At 41.3% G+C, this 15,039-nt stretch carries 13 protein-coding genes; 10 read left to right on the plus strand and 3 right to left on the minus strand.

What is annotated here, in order from left to right; genetic code table 11:
* Window positions 1-72: 72 nt before the first annotated feature.
* From DXB83_RS17435 to DXB83_RS16015, 9 genes are all read left to right on the plus strand, one after another.
* Window positions 73-285 carry a transposase gene (locus DXB83_RS17435; RefSeq protein WP_119188555.1) on the plus strand — a complete coding sequence of 71 codons (213 nt, stop codon included), beginning with the start codon at window positions 73-75 and terminating at the stop codon, window positions 283-285.
* Window positions 286-399: 114 nt separating this feature from the next.
* Window positions 400-912 carry an ImmA/IrrE family metallo-endopeptidase gene (locus DXB83_RS15980; protein ID WP_117760945.1) on the plus strand — a complete coding sequence of 171 codons (513 nt, stop codon included), beginning with the start codon at window positions 400-402 and terminating at the stop codon, window positions 910-912.
* A complete protein-coding gene (locus DXB83_RS15985) occupies window positions 906-2,366 on the plus strand; it encodes a hypothetical protein (protein WP_117760947.1) in 1,461 nt (486 codons plus the stop codon). Before DXB83_RS15980 ends, DXB83_RS15985 begins: the two co-directional genes overlap by 7 nt.
* Window positions 2,347-2,874, plus strand: a complete 528-nt coding sequence (locus DXB83_RS15990; protein ID WP_117760949.1) for a Pycsar system effector family protein — start codon at window positions 2,347-2,349, stop codon at window positions 2,872-2,874. Before DXB83_RS15985 ends, DXB83_RS15990 begins: the two co-directional genes overlap by 20 nt.
* Before the next feature lie 89 nt (window positions 2,875-2,963).
* On the plus strand, window positions 2,964-3,827 hold the full coding sequence (locus DXB83_RS15995; protein WP_117760951.1) for a restriction endonuclease: 864 nt from the start codon (window positions 2,964-2,966) through the stop codon (window positions 3,825-3,827).
* Between the two features lie 143 nt (window positions 3,828-3,970).
* Window positions 3,971-6,859 carry a fucose pyrophosphorylase domain-containing protein gene (locus tag DXB83_RS16000; RefSeq protein ID WP_118697872.1) on the plus strand — a complete coding sequence of 963 codons (2,889 nt, stop codon included), beginning with the start codon at window positions 3,971-3,973 and terminating at the stop codon, window positions 6,857-6,859.
* A gap of 12 nt (window positions 6,860-6,871) precedes the next feature.
* The gene (fucU, locus tag DXB83_RS16005) at window positions 6,872-7,297 is read left to right on the plus strand and encodes an L-fucose mutarotase (protein WP_118697873.1); all 426 of its coding nucleotides are present in this window, start codon (window positions 6,872-6,874) and stop codon (window positions 7,295-7,297) included.
* A 136-nt stretch (window positions 7,298-7,433) separates the two neighbouring features.
* Window positions 7,434-8,477: an SGNH/GDSL hydrolase family protein gene (locus DXB83_RS16010; RefSeq protein WP_158581125.1), complete on the plus strand. Its 1,044-nt coding sequence runs from the start codon at window positions 7,434-7,436 to the stop codon at window positions 8,475-8,477.
* Between the two features lie 27 nt (window positions 8,478-8,504).
* Entirely contained in the window at window positions 8,505-9,362 is an 858-nt protein-coding gene (locus DXB83_RS16015; RefSeq protein WP_118697875.1) for an AraC family transcriptional regulator, read from the plus strand.
* Window positions 9,363-9,428: 66 nt separating this feature from the next.
* Here the strand turns inward: DXB83_RS16015 and DXB83_RS16020 are convergent, their stop codons facing one another.
* Genes DXB83_RS16020 through gmd form a run of 3 tightly spaced genes read right to left on the minus strand, consistent with a single transcriptional unit; the run spans window position 9,429 to window position 12,771 of the window.
* On the minus strand, window positions 9,429-10,751 hold the full coding sequence (locus tag DXB83_RS16020) for a sugar phosphate nucleotidyltransferase (protein ID WP_118697876.1): 1,323 nt from the start codon (window positions 10,749-10,751) through the stop codon (window positions 9,429-9,431).
* Between the two features lie 12 nt (window positions 10,752-10,763).
* The gene (locus DXB83_RS16025; RefSeq protein WP_334291844.1) at window positions 10,764-11,705 is read right to left on the minus strand and encodes a GDP-L-fucose synthase family protein; all 942 of its coding nucleotides are present in this window, start codon (window positions 11,703-11,705) and stop codon (window positions 10,764-10,766) included.
* A 22-nt stretch (window positions 11,706-11,727) separates the two neighbouring features.
* A complete protein-coding gene (gene gmd, locus DXB83_RS16030) occupies window positions 11,728-12,771 on the minus strand; it encodes a GDP-mannose 4,6-dehydratase (protein ID WP_055228363.1) in 1,044 nt (347 codons plus the stop codon).
* A gap of 564 nt (window positions 12,772-13,335) precedes the next feature.
* Between gmd and DXB83_RS16035 the strand changes: the two genes are divergently transcribed.
* On the plus strand, window positions 13,336-15,039 hold a 1,704-nt coding region (locus tag DXB83_RS16035; protein ID WP_118697877.1), incomplete at its 3' end, for an IS3 family transposase.

Here is a 15,039-nt window from a genome sequence, read left to right on the forward strand (position 1 = left end):
TTTTGGTGCAAGCGTAATTCATGAGTAACGTAGCAATATTTTGCGCTTACTTTATAGGTATTCAGATCATATCTGGATAAAGCAGGAATTCACTATGCTTATCTACCACCGTACAGTCCAGACCTGAACCCAATAGAGAAAATGTGGTCAAAAATGAAAGCGATTCTTAGAAAACAAAAAGTACGTGTCGCTTCTGAGCTGCCTGAAGCTGTAAAAAAAGCTCTGGAAATGATAAGGCATACGGATTGTGAGGGGTGGTTCCATGCGTGTGGATATATGCACTAATTTATGGAAATGCTATAGTCGTAAAAAAATTATATATAAGAATAAGTGGTATTGAATATATAAAAGAAACTGTGTTATAATATATTGACATTATAGAGGAAAGGAAAAGTGACAATGGATAATTCTACTAGAAGAATGATTAATTCATTAGCGGAAGATGTATTGAGTGCGTACAATATATCTGTACCAATTGGAAATATTGATGAAATTGTTGAAAAGCTAGGTGGTACTATCCAGAAGGAAGCTTTTTTTTCTGATGGTGCCGTTGAGAAAGAAGGAAATGGATTTAAAATTATTGTATCTCCTTTTCAAGATGAAAAAAGAGAACGTTTTACAATAGCACATGAATTAGGCCATCTTTTTCTTCACATGGGTTATCGAACCAATAATGAATTGTGGGAAAAACAGGAGAATAATATTTATCATCGAATTGGAAATTCAGAAAAGGAATATCAAGCAAATGAGTTTGCGGCAGCTTTTTTAATGCCGGCGACAGAATATCTTGCTGTATTAAACAAAGTGGCAGAGGGAAATATGGTTGATACATCTAAAATAGCAGAATATTTTAACGTATCGATAGAAGCGGCAGCGAATAGAGGAAAATTTTTGGGGTATTTAAGATGGTAGATCAAACTCAGAGATTAAGCAGATATAGAGAATTAATACAGGAACTGAATGAAACGAAAAAAATGGAAATAGCTCGACGAACAGTTGAGCTATTCTTTTCGTTTGATATCGTAAATTCATCGTTGTATAAAACAATCAACTACACAGGATGGTATAATGTGATTATTTCTTTATTTAAAGAAATACAAGCAAGCGTAATGAAACTTATGCCAGGTGCAGAGATGTGGAGAGTTTTAGGGGATGAAATAGTTTTCATAATCCCGATAAAAGAAAACAAGGATTTTTTCGTATATACAGATAAAATATTTGAGATCCTTAATATTTTTGTACTTAAGTTAAAAAATGGTCAATTTTTTGATGAATTGGAAATCGATAATGATAAGAAGCTTTTAATGAAAATGCAAAATGTTATTTCGCTAAAAGCAGCTGCATGGATTGCAATTGTGGGTGAAAATGTACAACAAATAGAACGATATGATAATTTGCTGGAAAGATACAAATTAAGAGAAGGGTATGGGCTTATTGAATTTCTGGGAAATGACATTGATGCTGGATTCAGAATAAAAAAAGAGACTGAAAATAGAAGAATGGTTATAAGTTTTGAACTTGCGTACATCTTAGCAAAGGATACAGACTATTTGAAAAATATACATATCATTACATACAAAACTTTGAGAGGAATTTGGCAGAATAGATTATATCCTATTATTTGGTATCACGATCCCAAATATGCTGAAAACATACAGTTTGAGGACAGTTTTTTTTATGATGAGACAGAAGAAAATGAATTAACAAAAGAGTATTTTTCTAACAGAGAAAATTCAGTATTAAAAAAAGAGATGTATTATAATGTTTATAATGCATTAAATAAAATTTTGTCTGATCAGAATTTGATACATAAATTTGTAAAAATGGATAAAATTATAGAAGATTCACCGACAACACAAACGGCAAAAGGAAATTTGTTAGAACCCAAATTTTTCTTGAGACTTCATTGTGTGGCGGTATGCTATGATAAATCTACGAAGAAAATATTAATAATGAAACGATCAAGTAAAAGAGAAAAATACCCAGATAAGTGGGAATTTGGGTGTGCAAAAGCGGTTTTAGAAAGATCCTTAAATGAACAGATTGAGCAGGAATATTATAATGATTTCGGGGTTAAGATAAAAGTTGTTTGTGATGAAGAAAGAGAAGATAAGCAGCCGATACCGTTGGCATTGTATGAAGTGGAAAGTGAACAAGGAAAAGATAAGGGAGTCATTTCATTAGCTGAAGTAGTCGAAACGTATAAGAAAAGCGATTTTAAAGAAAATGAAAAACATTCCGAAGTGCGCTGGATTTCGAGAGAAGAAGTTGATACCTTTAAGGAAGACACTGTTAAAGATTTTAAAAACACATTAAAGCTGGCATTTGCAAAAATGGAGGAGATGTATGGAAATACAGATGAATGATAATTCTATAGTAGAGATGTTGGAAACAATATTTTCGAATGTTAATAGTTGGTTAAATTTTGCAGAAGCAAAAAACGCTGCATTGATGGCGTTTAATATAGCAATGTTAGCAGTAACATGGGGGAGTACAGAGAATGCTGGTAAGAACATATTATTTTATGGTGTGAATCTTGCAATAGTAATATCAACAATCATAGCTTTAAAATCGTTTAAGCCTGATAAGGGAAAATGTAAAGAAGAAACAGGCGTTATAAAAGAAAATGATAATTTGCTTTTTTATGAAGACATTGCAAAGTATTCGAAAGAAAGTTATTTAATAGCTCTATACAAAAAGTATCAAGATACAGTGAAAACGGAAGATGAGCTTTTAAAAAGAGAAATAGATTATGCGGATGAAATAACATACAATGCTAAAATTATTGTTCAAAAATATAAGTGTTTTAAGAATGCATGGTATGTGGATTTTATAGGATTGGTGGGAATTGCTGTATTAATTCTGGCAGCCTAAAATGTGTAAAATTTCAATGGATAGTTTTTCATCGTTTACTTAAAAACAGGCTGAGCAATAGACGAATGTAAAACAAAGGAGTTGATATTGTGCCGTCATTAGCTTCATTTCAATTAACACCGCCTCAGGATGCGAGAGAGTTTGAACAATTGATGAGGGATTACTGTAATTGCATATATCCAGGAATGGCATGCTTATTTGCACGACCTGGGCAGAAACAGTATGGCGTTGATGTTGTTAGTACAGGCTCCAATGGGGTGGTGGCAATTCAGTGTAAGAATTATCAAGATATGTCTGTTTCAATTTCGATGATAGATCAGTGGATTCAGGGCGCAGAGGAGTTTAAACCGGAGATTTCTCATTTCATAATTGCGATTGGCGCTAAGACGGATGGAGAGATTCAAAAGTATGTGCTCGAAAAAAATCAATATCGGCAAAGCCATAATTTGTTTTCTGTTGAAGTAGTCTACTGGGAGGAGATCAGTGCATTTTTGAAGTCTGATGCACGAATACTGCAACGTTATTATCCGTTTATCAATACGGATGGAATCCAAGATCAATTTGATATTGCTTATAGCAGTTTAGACATAATTCGGCATGATTTTGTAGAGTTGATATTGAGGTATAAAATTCTGGATTTTTTGTTGGAAGATCCTTTTGTAGGTATAAAAACAGAATATCTTATATTGTCAGACAAATTTGATATAGCTTTAAAAGATCTGCTTCAGCGGACTGTGTTTTTGCAAGAAACTGAATTATATCAGAAAATAATCGCATTCTGTGGAAAATGGAATAAATATAATGGCTATATAGGGCTTAAAGTACAACCGAGCAATAATGGGCAATATGTCAGAATGAATCAAGTGCTGATGGAGGATTATGAAGAAATAGAAGCTATTGTTCAAAGAATGAAAAGTGAAATCTGCGAAATTTACGAATCAATAAGTCAATAAATGTAATGAAAAAAGGAAGATTTTTGACAAAATCTGTGATATACTAAAATACAGGTGTTTCAATCTATGATTGAAAAACGATGTTCCCTGGAGAGGGACAGAAATTAATACTACAATGATAAAGTAAGGAACAAAGAAAAGACATGTCACACAAAACTCTATTTTTACAGCAGTCCTACATCGACTGCACAAACCAGTACACCGCGCTTCTGGAAGCGCCGAATCTGCCGTTATGGGATTATGTAATTCTCACAGCATCCAATGAGGAGCAGGCTGCATCGTACCGTACACAGATTCAGTATCGTCTGGAGCACCATATGATTCCAGAGTCGACACACTATGCAGTTCTTCCGGATCCAGACGGAAAACGAGTAGGCAGCGGCGGCGCCACATTGAATGTTCTGCGCTACGTTCATGAAAATGCAGGCTCATTCGAGAATCAGCGGATTCTGGTAATCCATTCCGGCGGCGACAGCAAGCGGGTGCCGCAGTATTCTGCCTGCGGAAAGTTATTTTCACCGGTGCCACGTGTTCTGCCGAATGGAAAACGTTCTACTCTGTTTGATGAATTTATGATTTCCATGAGTGGTGTGGCCGCACGGATGAATGCTGGTATGTTGGTGTGTTCCGGCGATGTGCTGCTGCTGTTCAATCCGCTGCAGATTGATTTTTATGGCAAAGGTGCAGCGGCGCTTTCGATTAAAGAGCCGGCGGAGATCGGAAAAAATCACGGTGTTTACCGGGTTGACAGCGAAGGAAATGTAGGTGGTTTCCTGCACAAAAAAACAGTGGAGCAGCTGCAGAAACTGGGAGCTTCGGATGATCAGGGAAATGTAGATATCGATACAGGAGCGGTAATCTTCAACAGTGAGATGCTGCAGGCGCTGTACCAGCTGGTGGATACGAAAGAAAAATTTGCAGCTTATGTGAATGAGAGTACCAGGCTTTCCTTTTATGCTGATTTTCTCTACCCTCTGGCATCAGACTCTACGCTGGAGCAGTATTATAAAGAAACACCGGAAGGTGATTTTACGCCGGAACTGGAACAGTGCAGAACGGAGTTGTGGAGTGTATTGCATCCGTATCAGATGAAACTGATTCGAATGTCACCGGCTGCATTTATCCACTTTGGTACGACAAAAGAACTGCGTGAGCTTATGACAGAGCGGATGGATGAATTCTATTATCTGGGATGGACATCGAACATCAACACGAATCGGGAGGAAGCGGATTTTGCAGCTTCGAACAGTTACGTCAGCCCGAATGCAGAGATTGGAAAGGGAAGCTACCTGGAAGACTGTATGATTCGCAATAAGTCACAGATAGGTGAAGAGTGTGTGATTTCCGGCGTGACATTAGATGGTCAGACGATTCCTGCGCATACTGTTCTGCATGGACTGAAACAGCAGAATGGAAAATTTGTTGTCCGCATGTACGGTGTTTCTGACAATCCGAAGGAAGCATTGCTGTTTGGAAAAACATTGCCGATGCCGCTCTGGGAAGCTGCGATTTATCCAGTATGCGATTCAATGGAAGAGGCAGTGCATCAGACACTGGAAGCCTGGAGAGAAGGTTTTCCGATTCGGGAAGATGCGATTTCACTGAAAGACAGCTTTAACCAAGCAGATCTTTCTGCACTGCTGCCGTGGCAGGAGAAGGTATCGGATAAAGTAGAACTGGAAGAAATTCTGGAGGCAATTGATCGAAAGGAAAATTTAACCAGACTGGTTGAGCAGATGCGGGATGGTATCTCAGAGCGGGTGAAAGGTGAACTGCTGAAAGAAGCACAGAGATTAAGCGAGACAGAGCTTGATCAGTTCAGCAGAAAGATCAGAATTTATTATGTTCTGTCCTGTTTTGATGAAAAGTATATGGACTCCTGCTTTGCGACCATCAGCAGCGGTATTCTTGCCGGAGCTGTAAAAGGTCTTTGTTATGATGCCGATGCGAAAATGGGAAAAGATCAGGTTACCGTAAATCTTCCGGTCCGTGTGAACTGGGGAGGCGGCTGGAGTGATACACCGCCGTACTGCATGGAACATGGCGGAACCGTACTGAATGCGGCTGTGATGCTGGACGGAAACTGCCCGATCGAAGTTGTGGTTAAGAAAGTCGACGAACCGGTGATTGTTCTCGCAAGTGCGGACAGTGGTGCCGAGCAGACCTTTACCGATATTTCCAGTTTACAGGATTCCAGCAATCCATACGATCCGTTTGCCCTGCACAAAGCGGCACTGATTGCCTGCGGCGTGATTCCATATAAGGATCCGATTTCCGTGCAGGAAATCACGGAAAATCTGGGAAGCGGCCTGTATCTTTCCACGCAGGTCATCAATATCCCGCGCGGTTCCGGCCTTGGAACATCTTCGATTCTGGCGGGTGCCTGTGTAAAAGCGCTGTATGAGATGCTGGGAAAAGAGGTAACAGACGAAGAGCTGTATGACCGTGTTCTTTGCATGGAACAGATTATGTCTACCGGCGGCGGATGGCAGGATCAGGTCGGAGGTCTGGCACCGGGAATCAAGATGGTTTCGAGTGAACCGGCAATTCGACAGAGAATTACGTGTGTGCCGTGCAAAATCAGTGAAAAAACAAGAAAAGAACTCGATGAGCGTTTCTGCCTGATCTATTCCGGGCAGCGCAGACTGGCAAGAAATCTGCTGCGGGATGTCGTTGGAAGATACGTCGGAGGAATCGAGGATGCGGTGGATGTCTTATATGAGATCCAGCAGACAGCGGTTCTGATGCGGTTTGAACTGGAAAAAGGAAATATCGATGGATTTGCAGAGCTTTTGAATCAGCACTGGGAATTATCAAAGAAGCTCGATGCGGGCTGTACCAATACATGTATTGACATGATTTTCCATTCCGTGGAAGATCTGATCGATGGAAAGATGATCTGCGGTGCCGGCGGAGGCGGTTTCCTTCAGGTAGTGCTGAAAAAGGGCGTAACGCAGGAAGATGTGCGGAAACGGCTGCACGAAGTATTTCAGGACAGTGGTGTTGATGTATGGCGCTGTTCGCTGGCATAGAAGGAGGAACATATGCTAAAAGGAATATCACCGCTCATATCTCCGGAGCTTTTAAAAATCTTAAATGAAATGGGACATGGAGATGAAATTGTTTTTGCGGATGCAAACTTTCCAACCGTAAGCACAGGAAAACAGGTAGTTCGGGCAGACGGAATCGGTGCTGTGGAATTGCTTGACGCTGTTTTACAGCTGTTTCCTCTGGATCAATATGATGAGGATCACTTTATATTAATGGAAGTTGTTCCGGGAGATCCGGTAAAAACACCTATTTGGGGTGAGTATAAAGAAGTTCTGAAAAAATATGAACCAGAAGCGCATGTACATACGTTGGAACGATTTGCGTATTATGAACGTGCTAAAGAAGCGTATTGTGTTGTAGCAACAGGAGAAACTGCACAGTATGCAAACATCATTTTGAAAAAAGGTGTTGTAAAATAGGATTTAGGAAGGAGAGGAACTGTTAAGATGAGGCGAAGAAATAAGCGGGGGGGGGTATCACGATAATTCACGAACGAACCTTGTAGTAGGAATTTTATGTGTTGTATTGGCAGTACTTCTAGGTGGGATTTTATGGTTGGACAAAACAGAAGAAGATCAGAGATCAGCAGAACTTCAGAGGCTTAATAAAAAAGTTTTTCAGGAAAGACAAGAACAAAAAGCAGCATTGAAACAGAAGGAAGCGGAGGACAGTTTTTATCAGAAGTTGTCCGATGGATTTGATGTGAATGTTTTGATTGTCGGTGATTCGATTGGTGCTGGCGCTGGTACTCAAAGCGATGGAACAGAATGGTTTGGACAGTTGCAGGCATATTTACAGACAATTGATAAGGGAAATATCTCTTTTACCAATATCTCTATGGGAGGAAATGCTTCCTATGCGGGCTATGCCCGTACAATGGCTTTAAATGATGGTATAGATTATGACTTAGCTATCATCTGTTATGGACAAAACGACGGTATAGATGGTTTTTCTACAAACTACGAATCGATTATTCGTGCGATCAGAAGCAGATACCCAGATTGTTCTATTATTTCTATTCTAGAATCCTCTCAACGTGAGTATACGGATAAAATGACAACAATTCAGAGCATTTGTGAACATTATGGCATTCCAGTAGCTGATACAATTGCAGCGTTTAACAATTCTGGAAAAAATTATGAGGAATTGTCTGATGACGGAGTTCATCCGAACGATGCCGGTCAAGGAATCTATTTTGAAACTGTTAAAGCAATAATTGATGATAATGTGGCAGCATCTACTGGCAAGATGGCGGATTGTGATGTAATTGATGAAAATGTACATAGATTTGATAATTTTATCTGGTACGATGCAGAATCTGATTTTGAACGTGTGGATGATACAACATTTATTTTGAATGTGGCTGCGTCAGGAATTATGGGAATCGATTATACGTATGAATCGGGAGATAATAAAGCTGATATTTATGTGGATGGAGAGTTGTTTGAATCGCCAACAGTGACATTTGATTACGATTTTTCTCAGCGTCATATACTTGTGGTTAATAATGATTGTACAGTGCAAGCAAAGATCAAAGTTGTGTTTAACAGTAAAGAACAGGCTGATGGTTTTTATGGAATGTGCTTCAGCTGGAAATAAGAAAGTTGAAGGAGAGGAGGAAAGAGAATGGACTATTTTTCATCATCCTCTCCTTCTGTGTCCTCACAGCGCATCTTATATACGCCTTCCGGATTTGCGCGTACGACGCTTCTGTATCTGCAGGAAACAGGTTCTCTGCATGCGATTTCTGCACATACCTCACACCGTGAACATTTGGCATCTTACCTGGTGTTTCTGGTGACTTCCGGGTCGGGAGAACTGGAGTTTAATGGAAAAAGCTATCCGCTTCAGGCTGGAGATTGCGTTTTTATTGATTGCCGCAAACCATATTCCCACGCAACGTCTACGGATTTATGGACATTGCAATGGTGCCATTTTTATGGGCATATTATGCCTGATATTTATAAGAAATATCAGGAACGCGGGGGAATGCCCGTATTTCATCCGAAAGAAATTTCGGAGTTGGTTCAGGTTATGACGGAGCTTTATGCCACGGCAGGATCAGACAGTTATGTGCGCGATATGAAGATCAATGAGATATTGAATCGATTGATTTATGTTTTAATGGATAATTCATGGCATCCGGAGCATACAACGCATTCCAGAAAACGAATCGATCTGGAAGGTATAAAACATTATCTGGATGAGCATTATAAGGAACATATTACGCTGGAACTGTTGTCACAAAAGTTTTTTATCAACAAATATTATCTGACAAAGATTTTTAAAGAAACGTATGGAGTTACAATTATTTCGTATATCGAAGAAAAACGTATTACACAGGCGAAAAATCTTCTTCGATTTACAGATTTGACTGTAGATGAAATCAGTACGGCAATTGGCCTGAATGATGCAAATTATCTGGCGCGCCGTTTTCGAAAAATAGAAGGAATGAGTCCGGGAGAATACCGGAAAAAATGGTAAAACAGAAAACCGCAAATCATTTTCAGCAGATCGGGCAGAAAATGGTTTGCGGTTTTTCATTACAATTTAGAAAAGGGACGGCAGATCGTATTTATGTTTATCGTGTACATTGATGTCTTTTCCGAATTGGACTTCAATGATCTGCAGTTCCGTATCAGCAAAAATGGTGTGTTTGCTACCTGCATTCATCTGCAGGGTGTCACCGGCGTGAACATTGTAAACAACGCCGTCGATCACGGCACGTCCTGTGCCGGAAATAACGTTCCAGACTTCGTTCCGGAAATCATGACTGTGGTAGTTCATCTGATGACCCGGATTTAAAGTTACTTTAATCGTAAGGCTTTCTTTTTCGATATCCAGAATGCGGAAACTGCCCCAGGATTTTTCTGCAAACATAACGCGGTGATCCAGGGTATTGACAAAGGGCTTGATGTAACTGGACTGCTCTTTGTCGGAAACCAGGATGCCGTCCGGGCTTGCAGAAACTACAATATCTTTCAGACCCATACAGAGTACGGGAAGATTCAGCTCGTTGACTACGTGCACATTTCTGCAGGTTTCGTTAAACAGTGCTTCGCCGACATTGTGGCTGTCCATGGCCTCAGTCAGAGTATTCCAGGTTCCAAGGTCTTTCCACATGCCGGAGAAACGCATCACTTCGATACGGTCCTCGTGTTCTACCACTGCGTAATCAAAACTGATTTTGTCTAACGTTTCATATTTGCTGAAAAGATCTTCGTAGTTTTCAAAATCAATTAATGCATGAGCGCGATCCAGAACATAACCAAGACGGAAAGCAAAAACACCGCCGTTCCAAAGAGCACCCTGGGAAATATACTGTTCTGCAATTTCTTTGGTCGGTTTCTCTTTGAACATCGACACCGTGCTGACAGGAGCCTGGGTGTCTGGAATAATGTATCCGTATTTTTCGCTTGGATAGGTCGGTTCAATACCCATCAGAACCAGGTTGGCATTGCTGGAAGCAGCCTGGGCACCGAGGTCTTTTAAGGCATCAAAATAATCAATTTCCACATAAGGGTCAACCGGGCAGACAACGACAGGTTCGTCCTCGGAAATTCCCTTTACATCCTTCAGATAGGCTGCGGCAAGCGCAATGGCCGGGAATGTATCACGGCGGCAAGGCTCAACGCTGATGCCGACATCTTCCCCTAACTGATTGTGGATGGCGGAAACCTGTGATTTTGAGGTCGCGATGGTTACCGTTGCATCCTTGTCGATCGTACGGATCTGACGGTAAACGCGCTGTACCATGGATTCCAGTTCACCATCTGCCGTATGGAAAATTTTGATAAACTGCTTGGAACGGATATCATTGGAAAGCGGCCACAGGCGCTGGCCGGAGCCGCCGGATAATAAAACGATATTCATAAAGTTTCTCCGTTATCTTTCTGCACGCATCGGGTTGTTCAGGAAATCCTCGTAGGAGAGACGGATGCCGTCTTCCAGCTCGGTTTTGTAGGTCCAGCCAAGAGCGGTTGCTTTGGATACGTCGAGCAGTTTTCTTGGAGTACCATTTGGCTTTGTGCTGTCCCAATTGATTTTTCCATTATAACCGATTACTTTTGCAACAAGCTCTGTCAGCTCTTTGATGGTCAGTTCTTTTCCGGTTCCGGCGTTTACGGTCTCATTTCCGGAATAGTTGTTCATCAGGAAGACACAGAGATTTGCAAGGTCATCGACATACAGGAACTCACGCAGCGGAGAGCCGTCGCCCCAGCAGGTAACTTCCGGCAGATTGTTAACCTTTGCTTCATGGAAGCGGCGGATCAGTGCAGGAAGTACGTGGCTGTGGGTTGGATGATAGTTATCGTTTGGTCCGTAAAGATTGGTTGGCATAACGGAAATATAATCAGTTCCGTACTGACGGTTCAGAAACTCACAGTATTTTAAGCCGGAGATTTTTGCAAGTGCATAAGCCTCGTTTGTTTTTTCCAGTTCGGAAGTCAGCAGACAGCTTTCCTTCATTGGCTGCGGTGCCATACGCGGGTAAATGCAGGAGGATCCAAGAAACTCCAGTTTTTTACAGCCGTTTTTCCACGCAGAGTGGATGACATTCATTTCCAGTGTCATGTTATCATACATGAAATCTGCCAGTGCTTCCTGGTTTGCAACGATGCCGCCTACTTTTGCAGCAGCGAGGAAGACATATTCCGGTTTTTCCTCTGCGAAAAATGCCTCGACAGCATCCTGACGGCAGAGATCCAGTTCTTTGTGGGTACGGGTAATGATATTTTCATAACCCTGGCGTTTCAGTTCTCTTACAATGGCGGAACCAACCATTCCGCGGTGTCCGGCTACATAAATTTTTGCATTTTTTTCCATCATGATCTTTGCATCTCCTAAATTAAAGTGCGGCTTTCATGGCTTTTTCCTGTTTTGCAAGCTGACGGTCATGCTTTGCCATAATTTCTACTAATTCAGCATACGTTGTTTTCTGCGGATTCCATCCAAGAACGGTTTTGGCCTTGGTCGGATCGCCCCAGAGGTTATCAACGTCGGTCGGACGGAACCATTCCGGATTGACACATACCAGCATTTTGCCGGTTTCTGCATCGTAGCCTTTTTCTTCCAGACCGGTGCCTTCCCAGCGGATGGTAATGCCGTTTGCAGCGAATGCTTTTTCGGTGAAATCACGTACGGTATGCTGCTCGCCGGTTGCGATGACGAAATCTTCCGGTGTTTCATGCTGCATAATCATCCACATGCACTCCACATAATCTTTTGCATAACCCCAGTCACGCAGAGAGTCCATGTTTCCAAGTTCCAGATGATCCTGAATACCTTCTGCGATTCTTCCGGCAGCCAGTGTGATTTTACGGGTAACGAAGTTCTCACCGCGGCGCTCGGATTCATGGTTGAACAGAATACCGTTGACAGCGAACATGCCGTATGCTTCGCGGTACTCTTTCACGATCCAGAAGCCATACTGTTTTGCAACCGCATACGGGCTGTATGGGTGGAACGGAGTTGTTTCGCGCTGCGGAACTTCCTCTACTTTTCCATATAATTCAGAAGTAGATGCCTGGTAAACTTTTGTCTTCTTGGTAAGGCCAAGAATGCGGCATGCTTCCAGAATACGAAGAACACCAAGTGCGTCCACATCGCCGGAATATTCCGGAACATCAAAAGAAACCTGTACATGAGACTGTGCAGCCAGGTTGTAAATCTCATCCGGCTGGACAATATTGATAATACGAATCAGCGATGACGAATCAGAAAGGTCACCGTCATGCAGTGTGATTTTATCCATAATATGCTCGATACGAGCCGTATTTGCAAGCGAAGCACGACGGGTGATACCATGAACCTCATAACCTTTTTCTAACAGAAACTCCGCAAGATAAGAGCCATCCTGACCAGTGATACCGGTGATAAGTGCTTTTTTCATTCGAAAATCCTCTCTATTCAATAATGTGTAGTGTGGAGAAAAATCTCCGTATTAGTTGCTTGTGTATGTAGTTTAACGGAAGATGGGGAGAAATGTGAGAGGATATTTTGGGGGTTGATAGCATTATATTGGTTTATTCGGTCAGAAGTGGTTTGATTTCCTTTTCTGAGGCACTAATTCATGGATAAGTCAAATTTGGAAAAATGGTGGGAAAAGATAAGCACAGAACTTGACACATAAGAACAGGAATGATAAACTAAGATTGAACAAAATCGCTGCGCGATGGCCTGCCAAGGCTGTGGCGCAGTTTTATTTTTATTAAAAAAGCAGTGGAATTACTTTCCATAATCCGTTATTGTTAAGTTACCACACGAAACAACTGAACTAAGAAAGCTCCACTGCCTATGATAAGAATAACATTTTCCAGTCTCTTCCGCAACCGGAATTATGACGCTAACGCACCTCCGAATAGGTAGATGTAATTATTAACACTCTCCATATAATGATATGATACCTCTGAAGTAGACAAGGTAAATAACCAAAATCTACGTTGGAGGTATTTTTATGGGAAAAAAACCCAAGTGTACGGTTGAAGAAAAAATTTCTGCTGTCGAGGATTATCTGAATGGAATACGTTCTGTCTCTGAAATTATGGTAGATTTATCTATAAAAAGTACACGAACTATAAGAGACTGGATACTGGCATATCAAAATGGGGGAATAAAAGCCCTCTGCCCTGTTACAGCTAACCATTCCTATTCCAGTGAATTTAAAATTGAAATGGTTCGGAAGTATATCAACGGGGAAGGATCGGTTACCGATTTATGCGCCAGATATGGAATTCCTGCACATGCAACACTACAAAAATGGATTTCGTTGTATAATGCCAATAGAGAACTTAGGGATTATGATCCCAAGAGGGAGGTCTATATGGCAGAAGCACGAAGAAAGACAACGTTAGCTGAACGTAAGGAAATCGTTGAATACTGTATTACCCATAACCGTGATTATAAAGGAACAGCTTCTCTATATGATGTTTCTTATAGCCAGGTGTACTCATGGGTCAGAAAATATGATGCTGTTGGGGAAGATGGACTGTCCGATAAACGCGGGCACCACAAAACGGATGATGAAGTCGATGAACTGGAATGGCTGCGCCGGGAGAACCTGCGACTAAAGCGCCAGCTTGAAGAAAAAGATATGGTGGTGGAACTGTTAAAAAAAAGTGAAGGAATTCGAAAGAATGTGAGGCTTGGAAAACTACGGTTTGAATCAAAATATCAGGCAATAAAATATTTTTACGAAAAAAAGCAATGGGGTGTCAACTGGATGTGCAAACAATTGGGCATATCACACGCTGCTTACTATAAATGGCTGCACCGGACAATTCCAGAGCAGGAATCCGAGAACACAAAACTGGCAGAACTGATAAAGGAGTATGACGAACGGTTCGGACATATCTTGGGATACAGGCGGATGACAAGCTGGATCAACCATTTCAATCACACCAGCTACAGCAGGAACAGGGTTCACAGAATCATGAGGAAGCTGGGAATTCATTCTATTATCCGTAAAAAGAAGAAGAAATACCCGTCGTCCAGACCGGAGACAACAGCGGAAAATAAGCTGAAGAGGGAATTCAATGCAACGAAACCTAATGAGAAATGGGCTACGGATGTTACGGAATTCAAGGTTCCTGAGACTGGCAGGAAACTATATCTCAGTGTCATCCTTGATCTATATGATCGATTTCCAGTTGCGTATGTCATAAGCGGAAGAAATGACAATAAGCTCGTGTTTGACACATACGATAAGGCTCTCAAAGATAATCCGGATGCCAGGCCGATTTTTCATTCTGACAGAGGTTTTCAGTACACGAGCAGAATATTTCAGAAAAGGCTTCGAGAACAAGGCATGGAACAGTCTATGTCCCGTGTTGGACACTGCATTGATAATGGTCCTACTGAAGGATTGTGGGGGATTATCAAATCAGAGATGTATTGTATGTATAAGATAACCGACGAGATATCTTTACGTTCGGCAATCGACAAATATATAAAGTTTTATGCCGAAGAAAGACTGCAGGAAAGATTCCATTGCAAAACGCCACTGGAAGTACGAAGCGAAGCATTATCAGCGGAAACCCCGATACAATATCCGATTGCTGAGAACAAAAGAATAGAAGCATACAAAGCAAAATGGTGTGCCTCCTCCTCTCTGGCACGTCAGGAAAGAGAGTTTGCCAGATATGATCTCGATCTCTCCACA

It is taken from the genome of Blautia sp. OM06-15AC, from assembly GCF_003481425.1.
GTDB classification, from domain to species: domain Bacteria; phylum Bacillota; class Clostridia; order Lachnospirales; family Lachnospiraceae; genus Fusicatenibacter; species Fusicatenibacter saccharivorans.